The organism is Pseudoxanthomonas sp. (genome assembly GCF_036845285.1).
Lineage (GTDB): Bacteria > Pseudomonadota > Gammaproteobacteria > Xanthomonadales > Xanthomonadaceae > Pseudoxanthomonas_A.
On record NZ_DAIUEE010000001.1, the window covers coordinates 315,270 to 329,936 of the forward strand.

Annotated in this window: 10 protein-coding genes; 8 read left to right on the plus strand and 2 right to left on the minus strand. The window is 68.3% G+C overall.

Annotated features, from left to right (window positions below; genetic code table 11):
• Window positions 1–2: 2 nt before the first annotated feature.
• Window positions 3–890 (minus strand): outer membrane protein assembly factor BamD, encoded by an 888-nt coding sequence (locus tag V7060_RS01485; RefSeq protein ID WP_334177487.1) that lies wholly within the window; start codon window positions 888–890, stop codon window positions 3–5.
• A 118-nt stretch (window positions 891–1,008) separates the two neighbouring features.
• Here V7060_RS01485 and rluD point away from each other — a divergent pair, with 118 nt between their 5' ends.
• From rluD to V7060_RS01505, 4 genes are read left to right on the plus strand one after another with little or no spacing between them, the layout of a single operon-like run.
• Complete coding sequence (gene rluD / locus V7060_RS01490) at window positions 1,009–1,983, plus strand: 23S rRNA pseudouridine(1911/1915/1917) synthase RluD (protein ID WP_334177488.1); 975 nt, start codon at window positions 1,009–1,011, stop codon at window positions 1,981–1,983.
• On the plus strand, window positions 1,980–2,750 hold the full coding sequence (gene pgeF / locus V7060_RS01495; protein ID WP_334177489.1) for a peptidoglycan editing factor PgeF: 771 nt from the start codon (window positions 1,980–1,982) through the stop codon (window positions 2,748–2,750). Before rluD ends, pgeF begins: the two co-directional genes overlap by 4 nt.
• The gene (locus V7060_RS01500) at window positions 2,735–3,268 is read left to right on the plus strand and encodes a DUF4166 domain-containing protein (protein WP_334177490.1); all 534 of its coding nucleotides are present in this window, start codon (window positions 2,735–2,737) and stop codon (window positions 3,266–3,268) included. The genes pgeF and V7060_RS01500 overlap by 16 nt, the downstream gene beginning before the upstream one ends.
• The gene (locus V7060_RS01505) at window positions 3,258–3,671 is read left to right on the plus strand and encodes a thiol-disulfide oxidoreductase DCC family protein (RefSeq protein ID WP_334177491.1); all 414 of its coding nucleotides are present in this window, start codon (window positions 3,258–3,260) and stop codon (window positions 3,669–3,671) included. Before V7060_RS01500 ends, V7060_RS01505 begins: the two co-directional genes overlap by 11 nt.
• A 944-nt stretch (window positions 3,672–4,615) precedes the next feature.
• Here V7060_RS01505 and V7060_RS01510 read toward each other — a convergent pair.
• Window positions 4,616–7,045, minus strand: a complete 2,430-nt coding sequence (locus tag V7060_RS01510) for a TonB-dependent receptor (protein WP_334177492.1) — start codon at window positions 7,043–7,045, stop codon at window positions 4,616–4,618.
• Window positions 7,046–7,228: 183 nt separating this feature from the next.
• Here V7060_RS01510 and V7060_RS01515 point away from each other — a divergent pair, with 183 nt between their 5' ends.
• From V7060_RS01515 to V7060_RS01530, 4 genes are all read left to right on the plus strand, one after another.
• On the plus strand, window positions 7,229–7,702 hold the full coding sequence (locus tag V7060_RS01515) for a DUF3574 domain-containing protein (protein ID WP_334177493.1): 474 nt from the start codon (window positions 7,229–7,231) through the stop codon (window positions 7,700–7,702).
• A gap of 198 nt (window positions 7,703–7,900) precedes the next feature.
• Entirely contained in the window at window positions 7,901–9,484 is a 1,584-nt protein-coding gene (locus V7060_RS01520; RefSeq protein WP_334177494.1) for a hypothetical protein, read from the plus strand.
• A 162-nt stretch (window positions 9,485–9,646) separates the two neighbouring features.
• Window positions 9,647–12,247 carry an ATP-dependent chaperone ClpB gene (clpB, locus tag V7060_RS01525; protein WP_334177495.1) on the plus strand — a complete coding sequence of 867 codons (2,601 nt, stop codon included), beginning with the start codon at window positions 9,647–9,649 and terminating at the stop codon, window positions 12,245–12,247.
• Between the two features lie 185 nt (window positions 12,248–12,432).
• Window positions 12,433–14,661, plus strand: coding sequence for a bifunctional diguanylate cyclase/phosphodiesterase (locus V7060_RS01530; protein WP_334177496.1), 2,229 nt, complete (start codon window positions 12,433–12,435; stop codon window positions 14,659–14,661).
• The last annotated feature ends 6 nt before the right edge of the window (window positions 14,662–14,667 follow it).

Consider the following 14,667-nt stretch of genomic DNA (forward strand, 5'->3'; position numbering starts at 1 on the left):
CGTCAGTCGTCCTTGCGCTGTTCGACCGTATTGCTGGATTTTTCGCCGGCGAACGGATTCAGGCGGCGCACCATCCACGGGTATTTCGGGAACTTGCCGGTCAGCCACGGATGCTGCGGATCGTTGAGCTCCAGCACGCGCTTGGCGTCGGCGGCCAGCGTCTGGTTGCCCAGGTGGGTATAGGCCTCGGCGAGCACGGCGACGGCGTCGTACTGGTAGCTGCTCTGCGGGTAGGTTTCCAGCAGGTAGCGGGCGCGGCTGGCGGCCGACACCCACGCATCGCGGCGCAGGTAGTAGATGGCGGTGTCCAGCTCGTGCAGCGCGAACTGGTCGCGCAGGGCGATCATGCGCTGGCGCGCGTCGGCGGCGTAGCGGCTGTTGGGGTAGTTCTCGGCGACGCGGGCGAAGTCGTTGTAGCCCTGCATCGGCGTGGCCAGGTCGCGGCGGCTGGCGTCCAGGCGCCATACCTTCTGCAGGAACACCGTGTCGCGGTTGGAGTTGGCCAACCCGCGCAGGTAGTACATGTAGGGGATGTTGCGGTGGGTCGGGTAGGTGCGGATGAAGCGGTCGATGGTGGTGACGGCTTCGTCCAGCTTGCCGGCCTTGTACTGGGCGTAGGCCGTTTCCATCAGCGCCTGCTCGGTGTACGGGCCGTACGGGTACTGGGCGATCAGGCGGCGGAAGTTCTGCAGGCCGCGATCCCAGTTGTTGTTGGCCATCGCCTTGTGGCCTTCCTCGTACATGACCTCGACGGGCTGGTTTTCGGCCGGACCCTTCTTCTTGAAGATCTTGCCGCAGCCGGTGCCGGCGAAGGCGACGACCAGGGCCAGCAGGACGAGACGGGTGGTCGCGGAGGATCGGGAGAAGCGGGGGAAGGCACGCTGGGTCATGGGCTGGCGGCAGGCCGCGGCAGGGAAACAGGCCGTCGATGATAGCCTAGGCGCCGCCTTCGCCATGAACAATCGGCCAATACGGACCGGATCATGGCCTTCCTGGACGTCTTCCCGCATGACCGAATCCGAATCCCCCGATACCCCCCGCACGGCGATCGTGCCCGCCAGCGCCGCCGGCCGCCGTTTCGATGCCGCCCTGGCGGAGCTGTTCCCCGAGTTCTCCCGCTCGCGCCTGACCGAGTGGATCAAGTCCGGCAACGCGCTGCTGGATGGCCAGACAGTGCGTCCGCGCGACCCCGTCCGCGGCGGCGAAACCGCCAGCCTGGACGTGGTGCTGGATACCCAGACCCACGCCGAGCCGGAAGACATCCCGCTCGACATCCTGTACGAGGACGAGCACGTCTTCGTGCTGGACAAGCCGGCTGGTCTGGTCGTGCACCCGGGCGCGGGCAATCCGACCGGCACGCTGGTCAATGCGCTGCTGTTCCGCGATCCCTCGCTGTCGGCGCTGCCGCGCGCGGGCATCGTGCACCGGCTCGACAAGGACACCTCCGGCGTCATGGTGGTGGCGCGGACGCTGCCTGCGCACACCTCGCTGGTCGCCCAGCTGGCCTCGCGCGACGTACACCGCCAGTACCTGGCCGTGGTGGTCGGGGCGATGGTCTCCGGCGGCACCGCCAACGCGCCGATCGACCGGCATCCGCGCGACCGCCTGAAGATGGCGGTGCGCGAAGACGGCCGCGACGCCGTCACCCATTACCGCCTGCGCGAACGCTTCCGCGCGCACACCGCGCTGGAATGCCGCCTGGAAACCGGCCGCACGCACCAGATCCGCGTGCACATGGCGCACATCAAGTACCCGATCGTCGGCGACCCGCTGTACGGCGGCCCGCTGCGGCTGCCGAAGGGTGCCAGCGACGAACTGATCGCGGTGCTGCGCAGCTTCCGCCGGCAGGCGCTGCATGCGGAGACGCTGGAATTCGCCCATCCCGTCAGCGGCGAGCCGGTCCGCGTCACCGCGCCGGTCCCGGCCGACATGGTGGCCCTGCTGGCGGCGCTGCGCGCCGACAGCCAGGCCAAGCGCGGGTGAACCGTGCGCCGGCGGTGCCTGCCGACTGGCCGGCGCCTGCCGGCGTGCACGCATTCGCCACGCTGCGGCGCGGCGCGGGGTTCTCAGCCGCGCCGTTCGACACGTTCAACCTGGGTAACCGGTACGCCGCCGACGGCGACGATCCGGCGACGGTGGCGCGCAACCGCGCACAGCTGGTCGAACTCGCCGGGCTGCCATCGACGCCGCACTGGCTCAAGCAGGTGCATGGCACCGACGTGCTGCGCGTGAGTACACCGGCCGATCCCGGTGCCGCCGAACCTGTCGCCGATGCATTGGTGACCTCGACGTCCGGCGTGGTGCTCGCCATCCTGACCGCCGACTGCCTGCCGGTGGTGCTCGCCGCGAAGGACGGTCGTGAGGTCGCCGCCGCGCATGCCGGTTGGCCGGGGCTGTCGAAGGGCATGCTCGAAGCCACGCTGGCCGCGATGACGACGCCTGCGGCCGACCTGGTGGCATGGATCGGTCCGGCGGCCGGCCCGGCGCGCTATGAAGTGGGCAGGGACGTGTTCGATGTCTTCGTCGCCCATGACGCTGGCGCGGCCGCGTGCTTCGTCCCGACGCGCGAGGACCACTGGCTTGCGGATCTACCCGCACTGGCGCGCCGACGCCTGGTCGCGCGCGGCATGTCGCTGGCCGATATCCACGGCGGCGATCTCTGCACGATCAGCGAACCCGCGCGCTTCTTCTCGCATCGCCGCGACGGCCGCAGCGGCCGCATCGCCACGCTGGCATGGATGCAGCCGTAAGGCCGCTGTTCGCGCAGGTACTGGGACCGGCGTTCGAGGCGCTGCCAGTACTGCTGCGCGCAGTGCATGTGGCGCAGGGAAAGCGTCGCTATCGTGGCGATGTGGACGTGGAACGTGGCCGCGGGCTGCTGTCGCGGATCGTGGCGGTCGCCACGCATCTGCCGCCTGCCGGCACGGGCCGGTTGTGCGTGGAGATCGACGCTGCGCCGGACGGCGAGCGCTGGACCCGTTTCATCGGCGGCCGTGCCATGCCCTCGCGCCTGTGGCATGACGGCGGTGTGCTATGCGAACGCCTTGGGCTGGCGACGTTCGGTTTCCGGTTGCACATCGAGGAGCAGGCCATCGTGTGGCGTGTCATCCGCGTGCATGTCTTCGGCCTGTCGCTGCCGGCGCGCTGGTTCGCCGGCGTCGGTGCACGCGAATCCGCGGACGGCGATCGCTATCGCTTCGACGTCTGGGCCTCGCTGCCGCTGGTCGGCCTGCTGGTGCATTACCGGGGATGGCTGGATGTCGGCTGAGTCCACGCAGACCGGTGGCCCGGTCATCGTCTTCGACGGCATCTGCGTGCTGTGCAATGGCTGGGTGCGTTTCCTGCTGAAGCACGATCGGACAGGACGCTATCGCTTCGCCGCGATGCAGACCGATGCCGGACGTGCGCTGCTGGAAGGGCATGGACTGGATCCGGACGATCCTGCGTCCTTCCTGCTCGTCGATGGCGACAATGCATGGACCGACAGCGACGCCATCCGGCGCGTGCTGACCGGGCTTGGCGGCGCGTGGCGGCTGGCCGGCGTGATCGCATGGGTGCCGCGCTTCTTGCGCGATCCGCTCTACCGCTGGATCGCACGAAACCGCTACCCCCTGTTCGGCACCACGGCATGCCGCGTGCCGACCGAAGAGGAACGGGCGAGGTTCCTGTAGCGTGCGCCATGCGCACGATGCTGCGCATCCCAAACCTTGAGGTCGTGCGCATGGCGCACGCTACGCGACGTCATCCCGGCGGAGGCCGGGATCCAGCGGCTTTCGTCTGCAGCCGGCGTATCGCGCGCCGAGAAAAAGCGGGGGTGCACCGCTTTCGTAGCGTGCGCCGCGCGCACGATGCCATGCGTCCGAAATCCTGCGGTCGTGCGCATGGCGCACGCTACGCGACGTCATCCCGGCGGAGGCCGGGACGCAGCGGCTTTCGTCTGCAGCCGGCGTATCGCGCGCCGAAAAAAGCGGGGTGCACCGCTTTCGTAGCGTGCGCCGCGCGCACGATGCCATGCGTCCGAAATCCTGCGGTCGTGCGCATGGCGCACGCTACGCGACGTCATCCCGGCGGAGGCCGGGATCCAGCGGCTTTCGTCTGCAGCCGGCGTATCGCGCGCCGAGAAAAAGCGGGGGTGCACCGCTTTCGTAGCGTGCGCCGCGCGCACGATGCCATGCGTCCGAAATCCTGCGGTCGTGCGCATGGCGCACGCTACGCGACGTCATCCCGGCGGAGGCCGGGACGCAGCGGCTTTCGTCTGCAGCCGGCGTATCGCGCGCCGAAAAAAGCGGGGTGCACCGCTTTCGTAGCGTGCGCCGCGCGCACGACGCCGTGCATCCGAAATCCTGCGGTCGTGCGCCATGCGCACGACGCTGCGCATCCCAAACCTTGAGGTCGTGCGCATGGCGCACGCTACGTGACGTCATCCCGGCGGAGGCCGGGACCCAGGGACTTTTGCCTGCGACCGGCGTGTCGCGCGCCGAAAAAAGGGGGGTGCACCGCTTTCGTAGCGTGCGCCGCGCGCACGATGCCATGCATCCGAAATCCTGCGGTCGTGCGCATGGCGCACGCTACGTGACGTCATCCCGGCGTTCGCCGGGATGACGGTGTTTTCGACTCAGAACGTGTAGCGCACCCGCGTGTAGTAGTACGCGCCATTGCTGCCGATCGGGGACAGCACGTCGTAGGGCAGGTTGCCGAAGTAGTAGATGTCCTCGTTCGACAGGTCCGGATATTCGTCGGTCAGGTTGAGGCCACCCAGCGCCACGCTCCACTTGGAGGTGAGCTTGTATTCCACTTCCGCGTCGAGCTGCCATTCGGCGCCGTAGCGCTGTTCGGGCTCGAAACCGCCGCCGAAATTGAACACGCGCTTGGCGCTGCCGTGGCGGCTGACGCGGCCCAGCAGGTTCCAGGCGTCGTTGTTCCAGTTGGCGGTGAACTGCGCCCGCGTGCGCGGTGCGGCTTCGGTCAGCGTGTTGCGCTCTTCCACGCCGAACAACTGGTAGGACGGGTCCAGCGCCAGCAGCTGCGCCGGCGTGGCGACGATGTTCTTCAATTCCGTCTTGGCGTAGCTGTAGGTGCCGGTGAGCAGCAGGTTGCCGCCGGCCAGCGCCTGGCGCCAGTTCGTCACCAGTTCCACGCCCTGCGTGCGGGTATCCGCCGCGTTGGTGAAGAAGCTGACGCTCTGCACGCCGCGTACGCCGAATTCGTCCTCGATGAAGTCGGTCAGCGCATCGCCGGTGATGCTCTCCGACAGCGCGACGCGGTCGTCGATCTCGATGTGGAACACGTCCAGCGACAGATCGAAGTGCTCGCCGATCTTGCTGGTGAAGCCGAGGCTGGCGTTGATCGACTTCTCCGGATCCAGCGATTGCGCACCGAGGGCGCGGGCGATCGGGTTGTTGACCGACAGCAGGCGGCCCTGGGTCAGCTGGCCGGCGGCGCTGTAGCCGGTCGACGTGGATTCGTAGCCGATCTGCGCCAGCGACGGCGCGCGGAAGTTGTTCGACAGCGCACCGCGCAGGGCGAACGCCGGGGCGAACTCGTAGCGCGCCGCCAGCTTGCCGGTCAGCTCGCCGCCGAAATCGCTGTAATGCTCGTAGCGAACGGCGACGTCGGTGGTCAGCTTCTCGCCGAAGCGGCTGGACAGGGCGGCGTAGACGCTGGCGACATCGCGGTCGAGGTTGGCCACGTCCTGCGGGGTCAGGCCGCCACCGGCCTGCGAACCGGTCGGTCGGTCGATGTACGGACCGGCGGCGTAACTGGCGGGATCGCCGGCGCCGGTTTCGTAGTCCTCGAAGCGGAATTCGGCGCCGAAGGCGACGTCATGCGTGGTGCCGCCGTCGCCGAAACCGCGGCTCAGGTCCAGGTTGGCCAGCGTCTGCGTGGACTCGTAGTCACCGGTCTTGAAGCGGGTGGGGCTGGTCGGGCCGAGCGAGGCGTTGAGCGAGTCGCGCAGGCGGTACGTGAAGCTGTTGCCGCCGTGGTTGACGCTGGCGTCGTAGTTCCAGTCGCCCCATTGCCCGCGCACGCCGCCGACGACGGCGACGTCCTGGTTCTCGCCCAGCGACACCGGACGGTAGCCGTTGGGATAGACCTCGGGCCAGTTGGACACGCCGTCCGGGTAGCGGAAGTAGTTGGCGCCGACGGTGTCGCGCTTGTTGTACGTGCCGAACAGGTAGAACTCGGACGCTTCACCGAGCGGCAGGCCGGCGTTGATCCAGGCGTTGATGTCCTTCGAGGCGCCATCGCCCAGGTGGTAGTTGCGCTGGCCCTGCACGGCCAGGTTGGCCGGCGACTGGTCCCACGGCGGCACCTGGTCGAAGCCGGCGCGGTTGGTGGCTTCGCGGTTCTTCAGTTCGAAACCGACGCGGAGGAAGCCGCCGTCGCCGACTGCGGTGCCGACCTTGCCCGCCAGGAGGCTGGTCTGGCCGTCGGTGAGCGTCTGGCCGATCGGCTCGACGTCGGTGTGGTGCAGGCCGAAGCTGGCTTCCCATGCGCCACCCTCGGGCGCGTCCTCCAGGATGATGTTGACCACGCCCGCGACCGCATCGGAGCCGTACTGCGCGCCGGCGCCGTCACGCAGCACCTCGATGCGCTTGATGGCGGTGACCGGAATCGCATTGAAGTCCACTGGCGTGGTGCCGCGACCGATCTTCGAACCCGTCGTCACCAGCGCGGTGGTGTGGCGGCGCTTGCCATTGATCAGTACCAGCACCTGGTCCGGCGCCAGGCCGCGCAACTGCGCGGCACGCACGTGGTCGGCGCCGCCGGAGTTGGACTGGCGCGGGAAATTGAACGACGGCAGCAGCGCCTGCAGCGCGCTGCCCAGCTCGCCGTTGAGCACGCCGGCCCTGCGGATGTCCTCGGCCGTCAGCACGTCGATCGGCGAGGTGGATTCCAGCGCCGTGCGGTCGCTGGCGCGGGTGCCGGTGACGATGACCGCATCGAGGTCGGTGGCGCCGGCAGGCGTGGTCTGGGCAGAAGCGGGCAGGGCAAGCGCCAGGATGACGGCGGCAGCCAGGGGGGCAAGGACGGCGTGGGGCATGGAGGACTCGTGGGGCAGGGGGGAGAACGGAATGAAGTCTATCGCTTTATAGCGATGAAGCGATATATTAACCGCCCCGACAGGGCGCATGTCATCGCGGCTTCCCATCTCCTTATGCCTTCCGGTCATAAGGCTCCGAAGGCCCGATACCGCATCCTGCCCGTCCCCCCGTGAGGTGTCCCCATGTCGCATCGTGCCGTCTGGCTGCTGGTCCTTCTCGCCCTCGCCGGGTGTGCGTCCACCCCACCGCAGGCAACGCCTTTGGCGCCCACCGCCACGCTGGAAGGCGACGCCCTGCGTCCGGCCAGCGCCACTGGCTGGGTCCGCAGCGAGCTCTATTTCGGCGTGGGCGAGGAGACCGGGCCGGCGGACCGCCCGCAGGCGTCGCCGATCACCGAGGCGGCCTGGCGCGCGTTCCTGGACAAGGAAGTGACCGCGCGTTTCCCGGACGGCCTGACGGTGTTCGACGCCTACGGCCAATGGCTGTTTCGCGGCGCCAAGGAGCCGAACCGGCTGAAGACCAAGGTGCTGGTGGTGCTGCATGAGGACACCCCGCAGCGCCGCGCCGACATCGAGGCCATCCGTCTGGCATGGAAGCAGGCTACCGGCCACCAGTCGGTGCTGTGGTCGCGGCATGCCGTGGACGTGTCGTTCTGACGCGAGCTGCTCCTTCCCCCGCTGGCGGGGGAAGGCCGGGATGGGGGCAGGCGGGGTCTGGAACGCATTCGATGTCCGTTCGATCGATCCAGTGACCGGCGCCGCCGCCCCCACCCCAGCCCTCCCCCGTGGACGGGGGAGGGGGCTTATCCTGCGTTCTCCAGTTCCCTCCTTTCCCTTCTCCTTCCCCGGCCCCCCATGACCGCATCGGCTTCCCCCGTGCGCCGCTGGCTCGTCCCCGGCGACCTCAACGGTTTCTTCGGCCTGGTGGTGGACAACCTGTCCATCCTCGGCTTCATCGCCGCCGCGCTGATCGGCATCTTCCAGTTCCCGGCCGAGGTGGTGTTCACCCGCATGTTCCCCGGCACCGCGCTGGGCGTGCTGGTCGGCAACCTGATCTACACGTGGATGGCGCATCGCCTGTCGGCGAGGACCGGCCGCGACGACGTCACCGCGATGCCGCTGGGTCTCGACGCGCCCACCAGCATCGGCATGGCGTTGCTGGTGCTGGGTCCGGCGTTCGTCGGCTTCAAGCAGGCGGGCATGGACGAACAGGCGGCGGCCACGGCGACCTGGCAGCTCGGCATGGCCTCGCTGGTCGTGATGGGCGTGCTGAAGCTGGTGCTGTCGTTCTTCGGCGATGCGGTCACGCGCGCCGTGCCGCGTGCCGGCCTGCTCGGTTCCATCGGCGGCGCCGCGCTGACCCTGCTCGGCTTCCTGCCGCTGATCGAAACGCTGCGCCAGCCCATCGTCGGCTTCGTCACCTTCGGCCTGCTGCTGTACGTGCTGGTGGCGAAGGGCAAGCTGCCGGTGAAGATCCCCGGTGTGCTGCTGGCCTTCATCGTCGGCACCGCGCTGTACTACGCGCTGGGCCTGTCGGGTTTCGGCGCGCCGGGCTTCAAGGTGCCGGATGCCGTGCCGCTGGCGGTGACGCTGCCGCTGCCCACGCTGGGCTGGCTGGACGGCCTGGCCTACACCGTGCCCTACCTGCCGCTGCTGCTGCCGTTCGGCCTGCTGATGGTGGTGGGCGGCATCAACGTCAGCGAGAGCGCACGCGCGGCCGGCGACGACTACCGCACGCGCGATGTGCTGCTGGCCGAAGCCGTGTCCACGCTGGTTGCGGGTTTCTGCGGCGGCGTCGCACAGACCACGCCGTACATCGGCCAGCCCGCGTACAAGCACATGGGCGCGCGTAAGGGCTACACGCTGCTGACTGGCGTCTTCATCGGCCTGGGCGGCGTGCTCGGCTACGTGTCGGGACTGGTGCAGTGGCTGCCGGTCGCGGTGCTCGCGCCGATCATCGTCTACGTGGGCCTCGACATCACCGTGCAGGCCTTCACCGAAACGCCGCGCAAGCACGCCATCGCGGTGGCGCTGGGCTTCCTGCCGTCGGTCGCCTACCTGCTGACGATCAAGTTCGGCAATCCGGCGTGGATCGCGCCCGACCGGTTCGCCGGCCTGTACGAAGGTGTCGACGGTCACGGCCTGCCGGACCTCGCCACCATCGTCACGCTCGGCAACGGCTTCATCATCACCGCGATGATCTGGACCACCGCACTGGTGGCGATGATCGACGGGCGCAACGGCCGCGCGGTCGTCGCGCTGCTGGTCGGCGCGGTGCTGACGCTGTTCGGCATCATCCATTCGGTCGATCCGCGCGGTGGCATCTACCTGCCATGGGACGTCGAAGGCCTGCGCGCGACCATCCTGTGGCAGTTCGCGGGGGCCTATGCCGCGTTGGCGGTGTTGCTGGGTCTGTTGTCGCTGCAGAAAAAAGCGTAGGGCGGGCCTCGGCCCGCCGTTCCGGTACGTGCGCGGACGGTGGGCCAAGGCCCACCCTACGGTGAATTCCGGTCTTTGCCGGTCTTGAAACACCGGCGCTTAACCGCATCTGAGTAGCATCGGCCGGGTTCGCCGGCCCCTACTTCCCGAGAGGTTCTTCCGATGCGGATGGACAAACTGACCTCGCGTTTCCAGCAGGCGCTGGCCGACGCGCAATCGCTGGCCGTGGGCCGCGACAACACCATGATCGAACCGGTTCACGTGCTGACCGCGCTGCTGGAACAGCAGGGCGGCAGCTCGCGGCCGTTGCTGGCGCAGGCCGGCGTCAACGTGCCCGTGCTGCGCGAGCGGTTGGTCGAAGCGCTGGACAAGCTGCCGAAGGTCACCGGGCAAGCCGGCAACCTGTCGATCGGCAACGACCTGTCGCGCCTGCTCAACGTCACCGACAAGCTGGCGCAGGACGCGGGCGACACCTACATCGCCAGCGAGTGGTTCCTGCTGGCCGTGCTGGACGACAGCGGTGCCGCCGGCCAGGAGCTGAAGGCCAGCGGCGCCGACAAGCAGAAGCTGCGCACGGCCATCGAGCGCCTGCGCGGCGGTGAGAAGGTGCAGTCGGAGAACGCCGAGGACCAGCGCCAGGCGCTGGAGAAGTACACCATCGACCTGACCGAGCGTGCCGAGATCGGCAAGCTGGACCCGGTGATCGGCCGCGACGAGGAAATCCGCCGCACCATCCAGGTCCTGCAGCGCCGCACCAAGAACAATCCGGTGCTGATCGGCGAACCAGGCGTCGGCAAGACCGCCATCGTCGAAGGCCTCGCGCAGCGCATCGTCAACGGCGAAGTACCGGAAGGCCTGAAGGGCAAGCGCGTGCTGTCGCTGGACATGGGCGCACTGATCGCCGGCGCCAAGTTCCGGGGCGAGTTCGAGGAGCGCCTGAAGGGCGTGTTGAACGACCTGGCCAAGAACGAAGGCCAGATCATCCTCTTCATCGACGAGCTGCACACGATGGTCGGCGCGGGCAAGGCCGAAGGCTCGATGGATGCCGGCAACATGCTGAAGCCGGCATTGGCGCGCGGCGAGCTGCATTGCATCGGCGCGACCACGCTGGACGAGTACCGCAAGTACGTCGAGAAGGATGCCGCGCTGGAGCGCCGCTTCCAGAAAGTGTTCGTGGGCGAACCCAGCGTCGAGGACACCATCGCCATCCTGCGCGGGCTGAAGGAAAAGTACGCCGTGCACCATGGCGTGGAGATCACCGATCCCGCCATCGTCGCCGCCGCGCAACTGAGCCACCGCTATATCGCTGACCGCCAGCTGCCGGACAAGGCCATCGACCTGATGGACGAAGCCGCCAGCCGCATCCGCATGGAGATCGATTCCAAGCCGGAAGAGATGGACCGCATGGAGCGCCGGCTGATCCAGCTGAAGATCCAGCGCGAGGCGCTGAAGAAGGAGAAGGACGCGCAGTCGAAGCAGCGCCTGACCGATCTCGAGACCGAGATGGAAGCGCTGCAGCGGGAGTTCAATGACCTGGAAGAGATCTGGAAGGCCGAGAAGGCCACGTTGACCGGTGCGACCAAGGTCAAGGAGCAGATCGAACGCGTGAAGCTGGAGTTGGAGGCTGCGCAACGCCGGCAGGACTACGCACGCATGAGCGAACTGCAGTACGGCCAGCTGCCGGAACTGGAGAAGCAACTGTCGGCCGCCCAGGAAGCCGAGCAGAAGGGCTTCAAGCTGCTGCAGGACAAGGTGACCGACGAGGAGATCGCCGAGGTCGTCAGCCGCTGGACCGGCATCCCGGTCAGCAAGATGCTCGAAGGCGAGCGCGAGAAGCTGCTGCAGATGGAACAGTCGCTGCGCAGCCGCGTGATCGGCCAGGAGGAGGCGATCAAGGTCGTGTCCGACGCCGTGCGCCGTTCGCGCGCCGGCATTTCCGATCCCGACCGCCCCAGTGGTTCGTTCCTGTTCCTCGGCCCCACGGGCGTCGGCAAGACCGAACTGTGCAAGGCGCTGGCGGAGTTCCTGTTCGACAGCAGCGACGCGATGATCCGCATCGACATGAGCGAGTTCATGGAGAAGCACGCGGTCAGCCGGCTGGTCGGCGCGCCCCCTGGTTACGTGGGCTACGAGGAAGGCGGTTACCTGACCGAGGCCGTGCGTCGCCGTCCGTACAGCGTGATCCTGCTGGACGAGGTGGAGAAGGCGCATCCGGACGTGTTCAACATCCTGCTGCAGGTGCTGGACGACGGCCGCCTCACCGACGGCCAGGGCCGCACCGTGGATTTCCGCAACACCGTCATCGTGATGACGTCCAACCTCGGCTCCAGCCTGATCCAGGACATGTCCGAGAACGATGGATCGGCGGACAGTCCGGAGCGCTACACGCAGATGAAGGCCGCGGTGATGGGCGTGGTGCAGGCGCACTTCCGCCCCGAATTCATCAACCGGCTGGACGACATCGTCGTGTTCCATCCACTGGACAAGGCGCAGATCCGCGAGATCGCACGCATCCAGACGCGCTATCTGGCCAAGCGGCTGGCCGAACGGCAGATCACGCTGGAACTGGACGATTCGGCGCTGATGCTGCTCGGCAACGTGGGCTTCGATCCGGTCTACGGCGCGCGTCCGCTGAAGCGGGCGATCCAGGCGCAACTGGAGAATCCGCTGGCGCAGAAGATCCTGTCGGGTGCATTCGGTGCAGGCGATACCGTGCGCGTGCGCGCCGAGGGCGGCCAACTGGCGTTCGACGTCGTGCGCTGACGGACGGTCGGCGCAGGCATGTCCTGCTTCCGTCCGTTATCGCGTGGTAGTACGTTATGGGGCGTGCCTGCCGATGGGGCAGGCATGCGCCGTTCCGCCTCCGCGCTTGGCGGAACATGCACAGGGGCAAGGACGGACCGATGGCCGATCATGCAGGGCGACGGAGGCGTGGCCTGGGCGGGAGCATGCAGGTGCTCCTGCTCGGCGGCGCGTGCCTGCTGCTGCAGCAGATTCCCGTCCGTTACCGCATCGATTTCTTCGGCGAACAGGCCGATGCCTCGCTGATCCACCTTCACACCGGCCTGTTGCTGGCCGTCGCCATGCTGGTGCGCGACCGCCGCGTGGTGGCGGGCTGCTTCGCCTTGACGTTCGCCGGCTGGCTGCTGCGCCAGTTGTACCTGTTCGACGACGGGCAGCCCACGTGGATGCTGGCGTGGGGTGCAATGTCCTACCTGATCCAGTTCGCCTGGACCCTGGTCTGCGTGCGCTGGATGGGCTGGCCACGCGCGCCCGGCGCGCGCATGCAGCGGGGCGACCTGGCACGGTTCGCGGCGATCGGCCTGCTGGTGTATCCGCTGGCGACAGCGCTGCTGGGTTTCAGCATCGCGCTGGTGTCCACGCCCATCGATGCGCTGAGCGCGGCATTCCAGATGTTCTTCGCCAAGCAGTTCGGCATCGTGGTCGTCACCCTGCCGCTGGTCATCGGATGGCAGGAACGCGCGTCGCCGACACCGCGCGCCGACCTGGGCACGCACTGGCTGTGGCCGGTGGCGCTGGGCCTGGGCCTGGCGGTCAGCCTGTGGGCCGGCGTGCAGGTACGGCATGCCTTCACCGGCTTCTCCACGCTGTCGTCGGGGCCGGTGTTGATGGACTACCGGTTCGCGGTGCTGGTGGTGCTGGCCTGGTGCATGTTGCGGCTGCCGCCGCGCTGGGCGATGGCGTCACTGGCCACGACGCTGCTGCTGCTGATCGGCATGGTGGCCGGCACCGCCGAGTATGCGAACACGTCGGTAGGTTTCTTCAACCTGCTGCACATCGCGGTGGAGATGAACATCCTGCTGCTGGCGATGCTGTACCTGTGGCTGACCAACCGCGACCGTTCCGCGCTGGCCGAACGGCTGTCCGAAGAAACGCTGCGCGACCAGGTGACGGGACTGCCGAACCTCAAGGCGTTGCGCGAACGCATGGAGCGGCCGTTGTCGCGCGCGGAGCTGGGTTACCTGTTGCTCGACCAGACCGACACGCTGGTCGCCGGCTTCGGCCTGGACACGCAGGCGCAGGCGATGAACGCCGCGGCGCGACGACTGGATGACCTGGTCGAAACCTACTACGTGGGAACCGGCCAGTTCGCGCTGCTGCCGCGGCCCGGACGCGATGCGGACCTGTGGGAACGCGTGATGGCGCGCGTGGAACACGCGGAGATCGACGTGGGTGGGGAGCCGATGCGGTTGCTGCCCTACCTGGGCGTCGCTGCGTTCAACGGCGCCCATGCCAGCGTGATCGACGGTGCCGTCCTGGCCGCGTCGCACCTGGCGTTCGAGGCGCGCCAGCACGGCGAGCTGCGGCCGCGCTACAGCGACATCGGCGACACCCAGCTGCGGCGCACGCACCGCCGGCAGCTGCACGACGCCACCGAGGCGCTGGCCAGCCTGCGCAGCGAGCGCGTGGCGCTGTACTTCCAGCCCATCCGCGACCTGGTGCCGGACATGCACGCCGAACAGCGCACGCTGTCGGGCGAAGTGCTGTGCCGGCTGCTGGACGAGAAGGGCGAGATCATGTCGCCGGCGCGCTTCATGGCGCCGCTCGAAGCCGCCGGCCGCGGCGCCGAGCTCGACCTGGCCGTCGTGCGCGCGCTGTTCCGGCTGCTGCGGAAGTCGCCCGCCGCGCTGCCGTACTGCCAGGAGATCGCGATCAACCTCACGGGCCAGAGCCTGGCGTCGATGAGTTTCCAGGTCGAACTGCGCACGCTGCTGGCGGGGTCGCCCCTGCCGATGAGCGCGCTGTGCTTCGAGGTGACCGAAACCGCCGCCATCTCCAACACCGCCGCCGCCAGCCACCTGCTGGCCGACCTGCGCGCCCTGGGCTGCCACATCGCCATCGATGATTTCGGCACCGGCATGCAGAGCTTCGCCCGGTTGCGCGAGCTGCCGGTCGACGTGATCAAGATCGACGGTTCCTTCGTGCGCAATGTCGCGCAGTTCGGCAAGGACTACGCCGTGGTGCAGGCGTCGGTCGCGGTGGCCAAGGCGTTCGGTGCGACCACCGTGGCCGAGTTCGTCGAGGACGAGGATACGGAATTCTGCCTGCGCCGCCTGGGCGTGCACCGCGTGCAGGGCTACCTCTACGGCGCGCCACGCCCGCTCGCCGAGGTGCTGGCGGAAACGGCCGCCGAAGCGGCCGCCGCACGCGACTGAGACGCG